This is a genomic window from Sphingomonas sp. UYP23 (assembly GCF_054059235.1).
This window is the reverse complement of record NZ_JBSSBX010000001.1, coordinates 1,769,045-1,785,149: the sequence shown is the minus strand read 5'-3', so window position 1 is coordinate 1,785,149 and position 16,105 is coordinate 1,769,045. Positions and strand designations below refer to the sequence as shown.

Genomic DNA, 16,105 nt, shown 5'->3' with positions numbered 1-16,105 from the left:
ACCTTGCTCCCCTCCCGCTTGCGGGAGGGGCCGGGGGTGGGCGCGCGCTATCACCGGCAGCTGGCGTCGAGAGCGCGAGCCCACCCCAAGCCCCTCCCGCCAGCGGGAGGGGAGGAGACGACGAATGAATCCCTTCGATCTCACCAACAAGGTCGCCATCGTCACCGGCGCGAACACCGGCATCGGCCAGGCGATCGCCGTTGCGCTGGCAGCCGCCGGGGCCGACGTCGCCTGCGTTGGCCGCACCCCCGCCGAGGAGACGGTCGCGCAGATCCGCGCGCTCGGGCGCCGCGCCGAAATCGTCTCGGCCGATCTCTCGACGATCGAACCTGTGCAAAGAGTCGTGGACGAAACCTTGGAGAAGCTCGGCGGGCTCGACATCCTCGTCAACAATGCCGGCATCATCCGCCGCGCCGACGCGGTCGATTTCACCGAGGAAGACTGGGACGCGGTGATCGACACCAATCTCAAGTCGGTGTTCTTCCTGTGCCAGGCGGCGGGCCGGCACATGATCGCGAACGGCGGCGGCAAGATCGTCAACATCGCCTCGATGCTGACCTTCCAGGGCGGCATCCGCGTGCCGAGCTATACCGCGTCGAAGAGCGGGATTGGTGGCCTCACCAAGCTGCTCGCCAACGAATGGGCGAGCAAGGGGATCAACGTCAACGCAATCGCGCCCGGCTATATCGCGACCAACAACACCGCGGCGCTCCAGGCCGACGAGAATCGCAACCGCGCGATCCTCGAGCGCATCCCGGCGGGCAAATGGGGCGATGCGAGCGATCTCGGCGGCGCGGCGGTGTTTCTGTGCAGCGCGGCGGCGGCCTATGTGCAAGGGCATATCCTTGCGGTCGATGGCGGCTGGCTGGCACGGTAACAGAGTCGACGGTCACCCCGGGCTTGTCCCCGGGCCCACGGTGCCGCACGCGTGGGGTCGAGTTTAGGAGTGGACCCCGGCACGAGGCCGGGGTGACGGTTGGGGATTGGGTGACATGACGTTTCTGGCATTCGGCGAACTCATGCTGCGCCTGTCGCCACCCGGGCGCGAGTTGCTGATGCAGACGCCCAAGCTCGACGTATGGATCGCCGGCGCCGAAGCCAATGTCGCGAGCGCGCTCGCCCGGCTCGGGCATGACGTCGCGGTCGCGAGTGCGGTGCCCGACAACGATCTCGGCCGTGCGGCGCTGACCAGCCTGCGCGGGTCGGGCGTCGATACCAAGGGCATCCTGCTGCGCGGCGAGCGGATGGGGCTGTATTTCGTCACCTCGGGCGCGGGCCTGCGCGCGACCGAGGTGATCTACGACCGCGCGTACTCGTCCTTCGCCGAAACGCCGACCGAAGCGTGGGATTGGGATGCGCTGCTCGACGGCGTCGATCGGCTGCATCTGTCGGGCATCACCCCGGCGCTCGGGCCCGTTCCCGCCGCCAGCGCGATCGCGGCGGCCGAAGCCGCTGCTGCCAAGGGCGTCGCGATCTCGTTCGACGGCAATTGGCGCGGAAAATTGTGGGAGCGCTGGGACAGCGATCCGCGCGGCATCCTGACGCAATTGGTCGCGCATGCCGATCTCATGTTCGGCAACCACCGCGATATCGCGCTGCTGCTCGACCGCGATTTCGGCAGCGCTGGCGAGGATCGCCGGCGCGAAGCCGTCGACGCGGCATTCCAGGCCTTTCCCAAGCTCCAGACGATCGCCTCGACCGCGCGACACGTCGAGCATGTCGATCTGCACCGCCTGTCGGCGCGGATCGATACGCGTGACAGCCATGCGCAGACCGAGGAGGTCGTGCTTGCCGGGATCGTCGACCGAATCGGTGGCGGCGATGCGTTTGCCGCGGGCGTGCTCCACGCTTTGCGGCGCGGTAGCGACATTGGCGAAGCGGCGAAGACCGGCCTTGCGCTCGCCGCGCTGAAGCATTCGCTGCCGGGCGATGCCTCCTTGTTCCGCCAGTCCGATATCGATGCGTATCTGGCGGGCGGGCTCGATGTCCGCCGCTGAGCTGACCCGCCGCGCGCTGCTCGGCAGCGGCGCGGCGACGATCGCGCTCGGCGCGAGCGGGTTGCGCGCGGCGGGGCCAGCCGCGCCGCGCACCATCGCGTGTCAGGCCGGCCGCTTCGAGGGCATCCGGGACGGAACCACGGTCGCGTACCGCGGCATCCGCTACGGTCGCGCCGAGCGCTTTCGCGCGCCGACGCCGTTCCGCTATGGCAGCGACGTCCACCGCGCCGAACAGTTCGGTCCGGTCGCGCCGCAGACCGGAACGGGCTACGGCGCGCAATCCGAGGATTGCCTATTCCTCAACATCTGGACCGGGCCGGGCGCGGCGCGCGCGAAGCCGGTGCTGCTCTACATCCATGGCGGCGCCTATTCGAACGGCAGCGTCACCGATCCGCTCAACGACGGCGCGGCGCTCGCGGCGCGCGGCGATGTCGTGGTGGTCACGGTCAACCACCGGCTCAACGCACTCGGCTATCTCTATCTCGCGCGGCTCGATCCGCGTTTTGCCGATAGTGGCAATGCCGGGCAACTCGACCTGATCCTCGCGCTGAAATGGGTGCGCGACAATATCGCGGCGTTCGGGGGAGACCCCAACCGCGTGCTGGTATTCGGCCAGTCGGGCGGCGGCGCGAAGATCGCGACGATGCTGGGGATGCCCGCCGCACGCGGGCTGTTCCAGCGCGCGGCGACGATGAGCGGCCAGCAAGTCACCGCGTCGGGTCCGCTCAACGCGACCGCGCGGACGCGCGCCTATCTTGCCAAGCTCGGGGTCGACGAGCGCAATCTCGCGCCGTTGCTGGCGATGCCGCACGAGCGGCTCGTCGCAGCGCTCGACGCGACCGATCCGATCCTGGGCGGCGGGGTCTATTTCGGGCCGGTGCTCGACATGAAATGGCTGGTGCGCCACCCATTCTGGCCCGACGCCAATCCGCAGGGGCTCGGCATTCCGCTGATCCTCGGCAATGTCCGCGACGAGACGCGCGGTTTCATTCCGATCGACGGACCCAAGATCAAGGGGCTCGGCTGGGACAATATCGCCGCACGGATGGCGCCCGAATTGCGGATCGACGTGCTCCCCGAATGGGTCGTGTCCGAATATCGCGCGCATTTCCCCGATTGGTCGCCGACCGACGTCTTCTACGGCGCGACCACTGCGGGGCGCAGCTGGCGCGGGCAAGTGATCGAGGCCGAGGCGCGCGCGCGCGCCGGCGCGCCGGCCTGGGTCTATCAGGTCAATTTCGGCTCGCGCACCGATCCGCGGCGCGGAGCCTTTCATACGATGGACATCCCGCTGGTGTTCGGCACGCTCGGTGCACGGGGGTCGCAGACGGGCATTGGCGCGGATGCGCGCGGCGCGTCGCAGGCGCTGCAGGACAGCTTCGTCGCGCTCGCCAAGACGGGCGATCCCAACCATCCCGGCCTGCCGGCCTGGCCGCGCTACGACCTGCCGCAGCGCGCGACGATGATGATCGACGCCGTGTCGCAACGCGCGGATGATCCGCGTCGCTGGCAGCGCGAACTGTTTGCGCGCGCGCCCTATATCCAGCCGGGCAGCTGACTCAAAAACGCCGTTGACACCGGTTACCAAAGGCGACATTTAAGCGTCAGGACGAGATCGCCGAAGAGCGACCGTCGGGCAGGAGAGGAGCCACACGCCGTACAGGCGCGCATTTCCCTCTGTTGTTCGCTGTTCCGAGGCTCCACCAGGGGGCCGGATCGGCAACCGGTGTCAATCACCGCTGCGCGACGTTTCGCGGCGGTTAGGGGGGATGAGAAATGAGCACACTTTCCAAAAGCCTGAAGCTGCAGCACGGCGTCTCGGCGGGTGCGATCGTCGCCGCCTTGCTGCTGCCTGCCGCCGCGCTGGCACAGGCCGCGCCGGGCTCGCCCGCGCAGCCGGTCACCGCGGGTCCGGTCGACAGCCAGACCGCCGACACGACCCCCGATTCTGCCGCCGATGCGACCGGGCAGGACATCGTCGTCACCGGCTTCCGCCAGTCGCTCCAGGCGGCGCTCAACGTAAAGAAGAATTCGGTCGCCGCGGTCGATTCGATCGTTGCCGAGGACATCGCGAAATTCCCCGACCAGAACCTCGCCGAATCCCTTCAGCGTATCCCCGGCATCTCGATCCAGCGCGACGCCGGCGAGGGCCGCGCGATCACCGTGCGGGGCCTCGGCGCGCAATTCACGCGCGTCCGCGTCAACGGGATGGAGACGGTCGCAACCTCGACCGATGGCGCCAGTGCGAACCGCGACCGTGCGTTCGACTTCAACGTCTTCGCCTCTGAGCTGTTCAGCTCGCTCGTCGTCCACAAGACCGCGGAGGCCTCGCTCGACGAAGGGTCGCTCGGTGCGGTGGTCGATCTCAACACCGGCAATCCGCTTGGCGGAAAGAAAGCGGGCTTCACCGGCGCGCTGTCGGCGCAGGGTTCGTACAACACGCTCGCCAAGACGATCGGTCCGCGCGTCGCGGGGCTGCTGTCGTGGCGCAATGACGCCGGGACCTTCGGCGTATCGGTTTCCGGGGCCTATTCGAAGCTCGACACGCTCGAGCTCGGCAACAATACGACGCGCTGGGCGCAGGCGCAGTTCGACTCGGTCGATGGCACGCCGTGCTATTACAATACGACCGGCACCGGCGCGGCGCAGGTCTTCACGACGCGCGCATCGAACAGCGGCGGCGTCTATCGCTCGAGCGCGGCGTGCGACAAGGCGTCGCTCGCCTTCCACCCGCGCATCCCGCGCTATGGCGTGATCAAGCATGACCGCGAGCGGCTCGGCCTCACCGCCAGCGTCCAGTTCGCGCCGACCGAGAAGACCAAGATCTCGATCGACGGGCTCTATTCGAAGTTCAAGGAAACCCGCGAGGAGCAATGGGCCGAAGTGCTCATGCGCAGCAACGAGCGGTCGATTGACCTGGTCAACCCGGTCTATGATTCGAACAACAATCTGATCTCGGCGACGCTCAACGACGCATACAACCGCAACGAACATTATCTGCGCAAGTCGAGCACCGAATTCTATCAGATCGGTGGCACCTGGGATCAGGACGTCACCGACAAACTCCGCTTCACGCTGCTCGGCGGCATTTCCAAATCGGATGCGAGCATCCCGGTCGAAACCACGATCATGTTCGACAACAAGGCGGCGCAGGGGTATCAATACGATTACACCAACATGGCGAGCCCGAAGCTGACGTTCGGCGGCAATGTCGCGGATCCGACGAGCTATCAGCTCTCCGAAATCCGCGATCGCCCGTCCGACACGGTCAACAAGTTCCGCACTGCGCAGCTGCGCGGCGAATGGGACGTCGCCGAGGGGTTCCAGATCAAGGCGGGCGGCGTCTATCGCAAGTTCAGCTTCGATACCGTCGGGTTCACGCGCGATACCGTGGTGTGCGGCAATGGCGGCAAGGATCTCGTGCTCGGCACGCTCACCTGCTCGCCGAGCTCGGCGATCGCGGCGGGGTCGGTCTATGGCTTTCCGGTGACATCGGCACTGGCGGATATCGTCAGCCTCGGGTCTGCGGGGCAGCCCGCCGGGACCACGACGCAATATGCGATCGCCAACATTCCCGCCGCGGCTGCCTATACCAACCTGTACAGCCGCGCGCTCGTGGTCGATCCCGGCAACACGCGCAGCGTGTCGGAGGAGGTCAAGGGCGCCTATCTCGAATTCGACACCAAGGGCGAACTGTTCGGCCTGCGCTACGCCTTCAATGCGGGCGTGCGGTATGTGCGGACCGATCAGGTCTCGACCGGTCTGGTCAGCGGCGTCGCGGCGACCGTCAAGCGCGACTATGACGATTGGCTGCCGTCGCTCAACGTCGCGCTCTACCCGACCGAGAACATCATCGTCCGCGGCGCCGTCGCCAAGGTCATGACGCGCCCGTCGCTCGGCAATCTGACGCCGGGCGGATCGGTCGACGGGTTCAACTACAAGATCACCAACGGCAACCCGTTCCTCGATCCGTTCCGCGCGACTGCCTACGATCTCGCGCTCGAATGGTATTTCGCGCCGCAGTCGATCGCCTCGATCGCACTGTTCAAGAAGTCGATCGACAGCTTCCCGGTGTCGAGCACGATTACGGGAACGCTCGCCGACGCCGGGCTGACCAAGGCCGTGCTTCCGCCGAGCTCGCCTGCGTTCATCAATTTCGATCCCAACCAGCTCTACAGCATCTCCACCACGGTCAACGGGACCGGCGCGTCGCTCAAGGGCATCGAGCTGTCGGTGCAGGCGCCGTTCAAGTTCCTGCCGGGCTTCCTCAAGAATTTCGGCGGGATCGCCAACGCGACCTTCATCGACAGCACGGCAAGCTATGGCGTGGTCGGGCCGTCGACGCTGGTGTGCGCGACGCAGTTCACCTGCCGGCTGGTCGCGCCGGCGGCGGTGCAGCGCACCTCGACGCTGTTCGGGCTTTCGAAAAAGGCGTTCAACGGCACGCTCTATTATGAGGATGCCAAGTTCAGCGCGCGCGGCTCGATCAGCTATCGCGGGCCATATGTCGACCAGAACAGCGGCACCGGGAACGTCTTTGAAGGCTATACCGCGACGACCAACTTCGATGCGTCGGTGCGCTATCGCTTCACCAAATGGCTCGAAATGTCGATCGAGGGGACCAACCTCACCGACACCTATCGCTATCGCTACACCGATCTCGACGCGAACCGGAATTACGAGAACAACCATTTCGGCCGCACCATCCTGGTCGGCGCCCGCATGAAGCTCTGATACCGAACGCTTTCTCCTCCCCTCGCGGACGGTGCCGACGCCGGCATCGTCCGCTGCTGTTTCAGGAGCCGCAGGATGTTCGACCGCCGCAGCGCCATTCTCGGGAGTCTCGCGAGCGGCCTCGCCGGGGCCGCCGCCGCGCAGACCGCACCACCGCGCACCGCCGGAGCGGTGCCGGTCGCGGGGTTGCCCGAGCCCGACGAGACGATCGACCTGTGGCCGCACGCCCCGCCGGGTATGCCCGCCAAACCGCCGGTTGAGACGGTCGTGGAGCGCAGCGCCGAGGCGGGGCTGACGGACCGCGCCGTCACAGGCATCGGCCGACCGCGGCTCGTCGTGTTCCGGCCGCGCATCGCCAACGGGTCGGCGGTGCTGGTCGCGCCGGGCGGCGGCTATGCGCGCGTGGTGATCGACAAGGAGGGCTATGAACTCGGCCGCTGGTTGGCGGCGCGTGGCTTTACCGTGTTCGTGCTCTTCTACCGCTTGCCGGGCGAGGGCTGGGCGGCAGGGCCCGACGTCGCGCTCGCCGATGCGCAGCGGGCGATGCGCGTGATCCGGTCGCGCGCGCGCGATTTCGGCATTTACCCCGAACGCATCGCGGCGATGGGTTTCTCTGCGGGCGGGCACGTCTGCGGCGATCTCGCCACGCGCTTTGATGTGCCGGTTTATACGCCCGTGGACGCGGCCGATCGGCTCGCCAGCCGGCCCGACGTGGCGGCGTTGATCTATGCCGTCCAGTCGATGGCCCCGAGGCTCGCGCATCCCGGATCGCGCGATTTGCTGATCGGGCGCGGGGCGAGCGCGGCGCTTGCCGCGGCGCATTCCACGGCGCGGAACGTCACGGGCAAGACACCGCCCTGCTTCCTCGTCCATGCCGAGGACGACGCGACGGTCGATGTCGAGAATACGATCGAATTCCGCGCCGCGTGCAAGGCCGCGAAGGTGCCGGTCGAAACGCATCTCTTCACCAGCGGCGGGCACGGCTTCGGGCTGCGGCGCGCGATGGGCAAGCCCGCCGAGGCGTGGCCCGAGCTGTTTCTGGCCTGGGCACGGACGCAAGGGCTCGGCTAGGGTGCGCCGATGATAGATGTCGGACTGATCGGGTACGGGCTCGCCGGAGCTTCCTTCCATGCGCCGCTGATCGGCGCGGTGCCGGGGTTGCGGCTTGTAAGCGTGGTCACCTCGCGCGCCGACGCGGTGGCGCGCGACTGGCCGCAGGCGAAGGCGGTCGCCGATGCCGAGGCGCTGTTCGCCGATCCCGACATCGGCCTCGTGGTGATCGCCACGCCCGACCATCTCCACGCGCCGCTCGCCAAGGCGGCGCTCGAGGCGGGCAAGTCGGTCGTGATCGACAAGCCGTTCGTCACCGATCCTGCCGATGGCGCAGCGCTGATTACGCTCGCCGAGTCGAGGGGTCTGATGCTGTCGGCGTTCCACAATCGCCGCTGGGATGGCGATTTCCTTACCGCGCGCACGCTGATCGACGCGGGGACGCTCGGCGAGATCGCGCTTGCCGAACTGCGCTGGGATCGCTTCCGTCCGGCGATCATCCCCGGCTGGCGCGAGACTGCGGGGGCGGGGCTGCTCAACAATCTTGGACCGCATCTGTTGGACCAGGCGCTGCAGCTGTTCGGGATGCCCGAGGCGTTGACCGCGGACCTCGTGACGCAACGCCCCGCGGCGGAGACCGAGGATTATTTCGAGATCACGCTCGCCTATGGCGCGCGCCGGGTGATCGTCTCGGCGGCGACGCTGCTGGCGGCACCGCGCCCGCGCTTCGCGCTGCACGGGGCGGGCGGGAGCTTCGTCAAGCACGGCATCGACCCGCAGGAAGCGGTGCTGCGGGCGGGGCTTGCGCCGACGACGCCGGGTTTCGGCGAGGATGCGCCCGCGGCCTATGGCGTGCTGACCGATGCCGACGGCGTTGCGCGCGCGGTCCCGAGCGAACGCGGCGACTGGCGGCGGTATTACGAAGGCGTCGTGGCCGCGATCACTACGGGGGCGGCAGCGCCGGTGACGGCGGGGGACGCGCTGACCGGGATGCGCTTGATCGCGCTTGCGCGCGAGAGTGCGGCGGCTGGGCGGAGGCTCGCTCTGTAAGCGCGGTCGGCGCGCGTGCCGGCGGTGAGTGGGCTCGCGCAGCGGCGCAGAGGACGCAGAGCGCGAGGGCTGCTAACGGCAGCGCGGACCGCCGTCCGTCCCGCGCTTGCTAGAGGTCGCTCCCTTCGCTTTGCGCGCTATTCCTCTGCGTTCTCTGCGCCGCTGCGCGCATCCGATCCACCAGATCGAACGCGCCAGGCCCGTTTCAGCGTGCCAACGCCCCATGGTCGATGTTTGGCAGCACGTGGCGCGCGAACAGATCGGCCTCGGCGGCATGCGGGTAGCCCGAGAGGATGAACGCTTCGATGCCCATCTCGCGATAGGCGTTGAGCTTGGCGAGGACCTGGTCGGGATCGCCGACGATCGCCGCACCACAGCCCGAGCGCGCGCGCCCGACGCCGGTCCACAGGTTGGCCTCGGCATAGCCGTCGTCCGACGCGCCCTCGCGCAAAGCGGCCTGGGCCGCGACGCCGACCGAGGTCGAATCGAGCGATTTCGCCCGGATCGCCGCGCCCTCGGCCGCGTCGAGCTTCGACAGCAGGCGGTCGGCGGCGGTGCGCGCTTCGGCTTCGGTGTCGCGGACGATGACATGCGCGCGATAGCCGAATTTCAGCGTGCGGCCGTGCGCGGCGGCGCGGGCGGTCATGTCGGCGATGATGCCGGCGACGACCTCCTGCTTGTCGGGCCACATCAGGAATACGTCGCAGCCCTTGGCGGCGGCCTCGCGCGCGTCGGGGGAGAGCCCGCCAAAGTACAGCAATGGCGCCTTGCCCGAGACGGTGCCGACGCGCGGCGGATCGATCTTGAGCTTCCAGAATTCGCCGTCATGGTCGAGCGGCTCGCTGTTGAGCAAGGTCTTGAGGATCTGCATCGCCTCGACGGTGCGCGCATAACGTGGGGCCGAGCCGAGCGTCTCGCCGGGCATGTCCGACGAGATGATGTTGACGGTCAGCCGCCCGCCGAGCAGCCGGTCGATCGTCGCGATCTGGCGCGCGAGCTGCGGCGGCCAGGTCTCGCCGATCCGCACCGCCATCAGCAGCGCCATGCGCTTGAGCATCGGCGCGATCGCAGCGGCGAAGGCGGTGGTGTCGATCCCGAGCTGATAGCCCGACGGCAGCAGGATATTGTCGAACCCGCCGCTCTCGGCTTGCAGCACGATGTCGCGGCAATGCTCCCAGCTCGATTTGAGCTTGGCGTCGGGGACGCCGAGGAACTCGTAATCGTCGTCGCACAGCGCCGAGAACCAGCTGATCTCGCAAGGGGGCAGCGTGCTCACGGCAGCTTCTCCCCGCGCGCGGCGACGAGCACGTCGTACCACGTCTGGCGGGTGAACGTGACCTTGTAGACGTCGGCGATCTCGCCGATCCGCGCGACATTCTGCGTGCCGACGATCGGGATCACGCGCGCCGGATGCGCCATGATCCAGGCATAGGTCGCCGCCGCGCGCGACACGCCTGCCGCGTTCGCCACCACGTCGAGCGCTGCAGCGACTGCGGTCGAGCGTTCGTCCGTCGGCGCGCCGAGCCGCCCGCCGCCGAGTGGCGACCAGGCGAGCACGGCCACGTCGCGCTCCATCGCGAGATCGAGCAGGCCGTTGGTGATCGGATCGAGCTCGAGCGGCGAGAATTCCGGCTGGACGGTCGCGAGCGGGATCGTCAGCAGCGCGGCCAGCGCCTGCGTCTGTGCGATCGTGTAGTTCGACACGCCGACCGCGCGGACCTTGCCGCTGGAGACCATGTCCTCCAGCGTGCGCGCCACTTCCTGCGGATGCGCGAGAATGTCGGGGCGGTGGATCTGATAGAGATCGACCTGCTCGACCTGCAGCCGCTTGAGCGACGATTTGAGCGCGCCCATCAGATAGTCGCGGCCCGAATCATACGGCACCGGCGGGGTGATGCCGCCCTTGGTCGCGAGCACCATCCGGTCGCGCATGCCCGGCGTCGCGGTGAAGATCTGCCCGAGCAGCGACTCGGCATCGCCGAATCCGCCGCTGCCGTTAAAGCCATAGATGTCGGCGGTGTCGAACAGCGTGACGCCAGCGGCAAACGCCGCCTCGATCAGCGCGCTGCCCGCGGCCGGAGTGACGCCGGCGAACCGCCACATCCCCCAGGCAATCGGCGAGACCATGATTCCGCTCTTGCCGAGCGGGCGCATTTCGGGTGTAAGTATGATTTCAGACATCGTTGTCATATGAGGCGAATCCCGTGGTAGAGCAAGTGCGATATGGCCTGGTCGGTACGGGGATGATGGGCGTCGAGCACATCACCAACCTCGCCATCACGCCCGGTGCGGTGGTGACCGCGCTTGCCGATCCGGCGGCGGGGTCGCTCGGCTGGGCGAAGGATGCGCTCGGCGACAAGGCTGCGCAGGCGACCGCATTCGATTCGGTCGAGGCGCTCGCCAGCAGCGGTCTGTGCGACGCGGTGATTGTCGCCAGCCCCAATTTCACCCACCGTTCGGTGCTCGAGCCGCTGTTTGACGCAGGCCTGCACATCCTGTGCGAAAAGCCGCTCGCGACGACGCTCGACGATTGCCGCTGGATCGTCGATCGCGCGGCGCAGACCGATCGCGCGGCGCAGACCGATCGCGTGTTCTGGACCGCGATGGAATATCGCTACATGCCGCCCGCGGCCGAATTTATCGCCGACATCCATGGCGGCAAGATCGGCAAATTGCAGATGCTGTCGATCCGCGAGCATCGCTTCCCGTTCCTCGTCAAGGTCGCCGACTGGAACCGCTTCAACCGCAACACCGGCGGGACGATGGTCGAGAAATGCTGCCATTTCTTCGACCTGATGCGGCTGATCACGCAGAGCGAGGCGGTGCGCGTCTATTGTTCGGGCGCGATGGACGTAAACCATCTCGACGAAACGTACGATGGCGAGCGGCCCGACATCATCGACAACAGCTATACGACGGTCGATTTCGCCAATGGCGTGCGCGCGATGCTCGATCTGTCGATGTTCGCCGATGGGGCGGAGAATCAGGAAGAGATCACCGCGGTCGGCAGCGCCGCGCGGCTCGACGTGCTGATCCCTGAGGGCGCGCTGATCCACAGCCCGCGCGTCGGCTTCGGCAATCCCAAGCAGGCGACGCGCCGCATCGTCCATACCGATGAAACCGCGCTCAACGCTGGCAGCCATCACGGATCGACCTATTATGAGCATCAGCGCTTCAACGCTGCGGTGCGTGGGGCGGGGCCGGTCGACGTGACCGCGCGCGATGGGATGATGGCGGTCGCGATCGGCACCGCTGCCGAGATCAGCGCGCGCGAGCATCGCGTCGTCGAGATGGCCGAGTTGGGAGTCTGACGCGAAGCAAAGCTTTACTGCTGGCAAGCATGATTACGCTGTCAGGAACGCAAGTACGATAATACCCATCACAACGATGGGATATCAACTGAGGGGATGACTGATGAAAGCACTGTATCTGACGGGGGCGGCCACGCTGGCGCTGCTTTCCGCGACGCCCGCCTTCGCCCAGGCCGCACCAGCCGTGCCCGCGCAAGCCGAACCCGCAGCGCGCGACGACGCCGCTCCCGGTGACATCATCGTCACCGCGCAGAAGCGGTCCGAGCGGCTGCAGGACGTGCCGGTCGCGGTGACGGTCGTGTCGGGCGACGCGCTCGCGACGCAGGGCAAGACCAGTCTCGAAGGCGCGCAATATCTCGTGCCGTCGCTCAACTTCCTGAAATCGGGCACGACGCTCAACCAGTCGCTGTTCCTGCGCGGCGTCGGCACCTCGACCTTCTCGATCGCGGGCGAGCCGTCGATCTCGACCGTGGTCGATGGTGTCGTGTTCGCGCGCGCTGGCGAAGCGTTCGGCGATCTCGTCGATATCGATCAGCTCGAAGTGCTGCGCGGGCCGCAGGGTACGCTGTTCGGCAAGAACGCATCGGCGGGCGTGATCAACATCATCTCGAAGAAGCCGACGAGCACGCTTGGCGGCTATGTCGAGGCGGGCTTCTTCACCGACAGCGAATATCGCGGTCGCGCGGTGCTCAACGTGCCGCTCGCCGAGGGGCTGCGCTCGCGGCTGACCGGTTTCTACACCAATTATGACGGCAACATCCGCAACACGACCACGGGCAAGCTGGTCAATGGCTGGGAACATTATGGCGGCCGCCTGCAGGTCGATGCCGATGCCGGCCCGAACGTGAAGCTCGCCTTCATTGCCGATTATCATCACAACGATGACGATTGCTGCGGCGAGGTGATCGCCACCGGGCCGATCAACACCGCGACCGGTGCCGTCATTACCAACGCTTCGACCGCGGCGCTGCCGACGCCACGCGGTACCAATACGCGCGAGCTTGCGCAGAACCTCGTCACGCGCACGACCGAGACCGGCTACGGCTTCTCGCTCCAGGCCGATATCGAGGCGGGGACGCAGACCGTCACCTCGATCACCGCCTATCGCAACTATAAGAATACCGAGATTCGCGACGGCGATTTCCTGCCCGCTGCGTATATCGGCTTCAACCAGCTCCACGATTTCGGGCCGCAGACCGGCAACACCTTCAGCCAGGAATTGCGGCTGACCTCGCCGGGCAACCAATTCCTCACCTATGTGCTCGGTGCCTATTATTCGCGTGCCGAGAGCGAGCGGATCTTCACGCGCAACGATCAGGTCTGCACGTCGGCCGCAGCGCCCGCGCCGACCGCGCTGACGCCGTGCTCGAGCGCGCTCGCGGCGCCCTCGACCTTCCCAACCGGGACCGCCGATTTCGGATCGGTGTTCAAGAATTTCGCGTTGTTCGGGCAGGGGACGATCAATATCGCGGCGCGCTTCCGGGTGATTGGCGGCTTGCGTTACACGGTCGACCAGCTCGACGTGTTCCACATCCGCCGCACGACGCTCGCCGGGCCGGGCATCAACGGCAATTTCGACGCCGGCGTCTACAATAACGGTCTCGGCGGCGGCGTATCGAACGGCGTGCCCTTCACCGCCAAGGCGACCAACGAGAATCTGTCGGGCAAGGCCGGCGTTCAGTTCGACATTTCGCGCGGATCGACCGCATATGCGACCTATGCGCGCGGCTATAAGGGGCCGGCGTTCAACGTCTTCTTCAACCTGACCGCGACCGGTACCAACGTGATCGCGCCGGAGACGTCGGATTCGTACGAAGTCGGGCTAAAGAACACCTTCTTCGGCGGCAAGCTGACGCTCAATTTGGCGGCCTATTACGCGAAATATCATAATTTCCAGGCGAACAACCCCGACCTGGTGGCGGGCGTGGTCGTCACGCGCTTCACCAATGCCGGCGACGTTTCGACGCGCGGGGTCGAGCTCGACACGACCTTCCGGCCGATGCGCGATCTCAGCCTGACCGGCGGCGTCGCCTACACCGATGCGCATGTCGATGCGTTCAAGGCGCCGCTCGGCGCGGCGGTCGTGCCGTCGGGGACGCCGCTCGGCTTCGCGCCGAAGTGGAAGGGCAATCTCGGTGTCGATTACCGCGTCCGCACCGGCGGGTTCGCGGATATCCTGCTGGGCGCGCAGGGGTCGTATCAGAGCAGCCAGCTGGGGTTGTTCTCAGCCGATGCGGTGCAGCGGCAGCTCGGGACGATCGGGGCATATGGTCTGGTCAATCTGTCGGCGGGGCTCGTCAGCAAGGATGAGCATTACAAGCTGACCTTCCAGGTGCGGAACCTGTTCGACCAGAGCTTCGCCGCGTCGATCATCAATGGCGGGCCGGGGCAGGCCTATCGCTATCAGATCCCGCGCGATGCCGATCGGTACTTCGGCGTGACCGGTCGCGTGACGTTCTAGCCTCTAAAATCCTCCCCCGGCACCGGGGGAGGTGGCAGCCGAAGGCTGACGGAGGGGGCCTCTCCCACGAGCGGTGCGCTCGCGGCGAGTCCCCTTCCACCCTTCGCTAAATGCTCATGGTCCCCCTCCCCCGGTTCCCGGGGGAGGATCAGTGCGCTGCCACGAACCCGTCGCCACGCTCGCTCTCGTCGATCGGCACGATCACCGGGATCAGCAGGTGGATCGCCAGCAGCGCCGCCAGATACGACGCTGCGCAGATCGTCAGCGCGGGCGCATAGCCCCAGCCGTGCGCCAGCGCATAGGCCTGGAACTGGATCATCCCGATCGAACACAGATTGCCGCAGAACGCCGCGATCCCGATGCGCGAGCCGACCGAGCGCGCCGGGGTGATGTCGGTCGTCACGCCGAACACGTTGGTCGAAAAGCCCTGATGCGCGAACAGCACGAGGCCAAGCAGCAACGCCGCACTCCACGGGCTCGACACCGACTGGACGAACACCACCGGCAGCACGAGCAAGGCATAGCCCAGCATCGCGGTCTTGCGCGCACGGTTGACGCTCCACCCCATCGCCATCAGCCGCGATGGCAGGAAGCCGCCGGTCAGCGCGCCGCACGCCGCGAGCACATAGACCAGCGCCACCGGCAGCCCGAGCGTGCCCTGCGGAAGCCCGAACAGCCGGTGGAACAGGTCGGGCAGCCACAGCAGCATGAAGAACCACACTTGATCCGACAGCACCTTGGCGATTGCGATCGCGGCGGTCTCGCGGCTGCGCAATACGCTCAGCCATGGCACCGGCGCCGGCGCGACCGCATCGAGCGCGACCGGCTTGATGCGGATCGCGAACCACACGACAACCCAGACGACGCCCAGCCCGCCCGCGAGCAGGAATGCCGCCTGCCAGCCGAACGCGACCGCAAGGGCAGGGATGAACAGCGGCGTTATGATCGCGCCGATATTGGGCGCGGTGTTGCCGATGCCGAGCGCGATCTGGCGGTCCTTGTGGTTGAAATACGTCGCCGCCGATTTGACCGCCGCCGGCGTGCCGACCGATTCGGCGATGCCGAGCACGATGCGCGCCGCGAAGAAGGCCGGAACCGAGGTGGCGAAGGCATGTGCCATGCCCGCCAAGCTCCAGATCAGCACGCCGAGCGCGAAGCCGAGCCGCAAGCCGACGCGATCGAGGAACCAGCCGGTGCCCAGAAAGGCGAATGCCGTCGCGATCTGGAAGGCGGTGCCCATATTGGCATAGTCCTGATCGGACCATTGGAACTGCGCCTCGAGCGTCGGTTTCAGCAGCGCGAGGATCTGACGGTCGACATAATTGAGCATCACCGCGACGAATACCATCGCGACGATGATCCAGCGCGCCGCCGCGCCCCTGATTGTCCCTCTGATTGCCCCCCTGAACGCCATTGCCATCCACTCCCATCTTTTTCTTGAGACAGCGTTGTCACAATCCCGACGTCTGGGCTAGGCTGTTCTTGTCCGTCACCCCGGGCTT

11 protein-coding genes are annotated in these 16,105 nt (G+C 67.0%); 8 read left to right on the top strand and 3 right to left on the bottom strand.

Annotated elements, in window-relative coordinates; all coding sequences use genetic code 11:
• The first annotated feature begins 124 nt into the window (after positions 1-124).
• From kduD to ACVWYO_RS08810, 6 genes are all read left to right on the top strand, one after another.
• Positions 125-877 (top strand): 2-dehydro-3-deoxy-D-gluconate 5-dehydrogenase KduD, encoded by a 753-nt coding sequence (gene kduD / locus ACVWYO_RS08835; protein WP_457349983.1) that lies wholly within the window; start codon positions 125-127, stop codon positions 875-877.
• A 115-nt stretch (positions 878-992) separates the two neighbouring features.
• Positions 993-1,997 carry a sugar kinase gene (locus ACVWYO_RS08830; protein WP_457349981.1) on the top strand — a complete coding sequence of 335 codons (1,005 nt, stop codon included), beginning with the start codon at positions 993-995 and terminating at the stop codon, positions 1,995-1,997.
• On the top strand, positions 1,984-3,555 hold the full coding sequence (locus ACVWYO_RS08825) for a carboxylesterase/lipase family protein (protein WP_457349979.1): 1,572 nt from the start codon (positions 1,984-1,986) through the stop codon (positions 3,553-3,555). Before ACVWYO_RS08830 ends, ACVWYO_RS08825 begins: the two co-directional genes overlap by 14 nt.
• A 218-nt stretch (positions 3,556-3,773) precedes the next feature.
• Complete coding sequence (locus ACVWYO_RS08820) at positions 3,774-6,731, top strand: TonB-dependent receptor (RefSeq protein ID WP_457349977.1); 2,958 nt, start codon at positions 3,774-3,776, stop codon at positions 6,729-6,731.
• Between the two features lie 75 nt (positions 6,732-6,806).
• Positions 6,807-7,802 carry an alpha/beta hydrolase gene (locus ACVWYO_RS08815; protein ID WP_457349975.1) on the top strand — a complete coding sequence of 332 codons (996 nt, stop codon included), beginning with the start codon at positions 6,807-6,809 and terminating at the stop codon, positions 7,800-7,802.
• Positions 7,803-7,811: 9 nt separating this feature from the next.
• Positions 7,812-8,831 (top strand): oxidoreductase, encoded by a 1,020-nt coding sequence (locus tag ACVWYO_RS08810; protein ID WP_457349973.1) that lies wholly within the window; start codon positions 7,812-7,814, stop codon positions 8,829-8,831.
• A gap of 205 nt (positions 8,832-9,036) precedes the next feature.
• Here the strand turns inward: ACVWYO_RS08810 and ACVWYO_RS08805 are convergent, their stop codons facing one another.
• Together ACVWYO_RS08805 and ACVWYO_RS08800 are read right to left on the bottom strand one after the other, a co-directional pair.
• On the bottom strand, positions 9,037-10,107 hold the full coding sequence (locus ACVWYO_RS08805) for an LLM class flavin-dependent oxidoreductase (protein ID WP_457349971.1): 1,071 nt from the start codon (positions 10,105-10,107) through the stop codon (positions 9,037-9,039).
• Entirely contained in the window at positions 10,104-11,012 is a 909-nt protein-coding gene (locus ACVWYO_RS08800; RefSeq protein WP_457349969.1) for an aldo/keto reductase, read from the bottom strand. Before ACVWYO_RS08800 ends, ACVWYO_RS08805 begins: the two co-directional genes overlap by 4 nt.
• A 35-nt stretch (positions 11,013-11,047) precedes the next feature.
• Here ACVWYO_RS08800 and ACVWYO_RS08795 point away from each other — a divergent pair, with 35 nt between their 5' ends.
• Both ACVWYO_RS08795 and ACVWYO_RS08790 read left to right on the top strand, forming a co-directional pair.
• A complete protein-coding gene (locus tag ACVWYO_RS08795; RefSeq protein ID WP_457354920.1) occupies positions 11,048-12,142 on the top strand; it encodes a Gfo/Idh/MocA family protein in 1,095 nt (364 codons plus the stop codon).
• Between the two features lie 103 nt (positions 12,143-12,245).
• Positions 12,246-14,603, top strand: coding sequence for a TonB-dependent receptor (locus tag ACVWYO_RS08790; RefSeq protein WP_457349967.1), 2,358 nt, complete (start codon positions 12,246-12,248; stop codon positions 14,601-14,603).
• Between the two features lie 148 nt (positions 14,604-14,751).
• Here the strand turns inward: ACVWYO_RS08790 and ACVWYO_RS08785 are convergent, their stop codons facing one another.
• Positions 14,752-15,951: an MFS transporter gene (locus tag ACVWYO_RS08785; RefSeq protein WP_457349965.1), complete on the bottom strand. Its 1,200-nt coding sequence runs from the start codon at positions 15,949-15,951 to the stop codon at positions 14,752-14,754.
• Positions 15,952-16,105 lie beyond the last annotated feature (154 nt).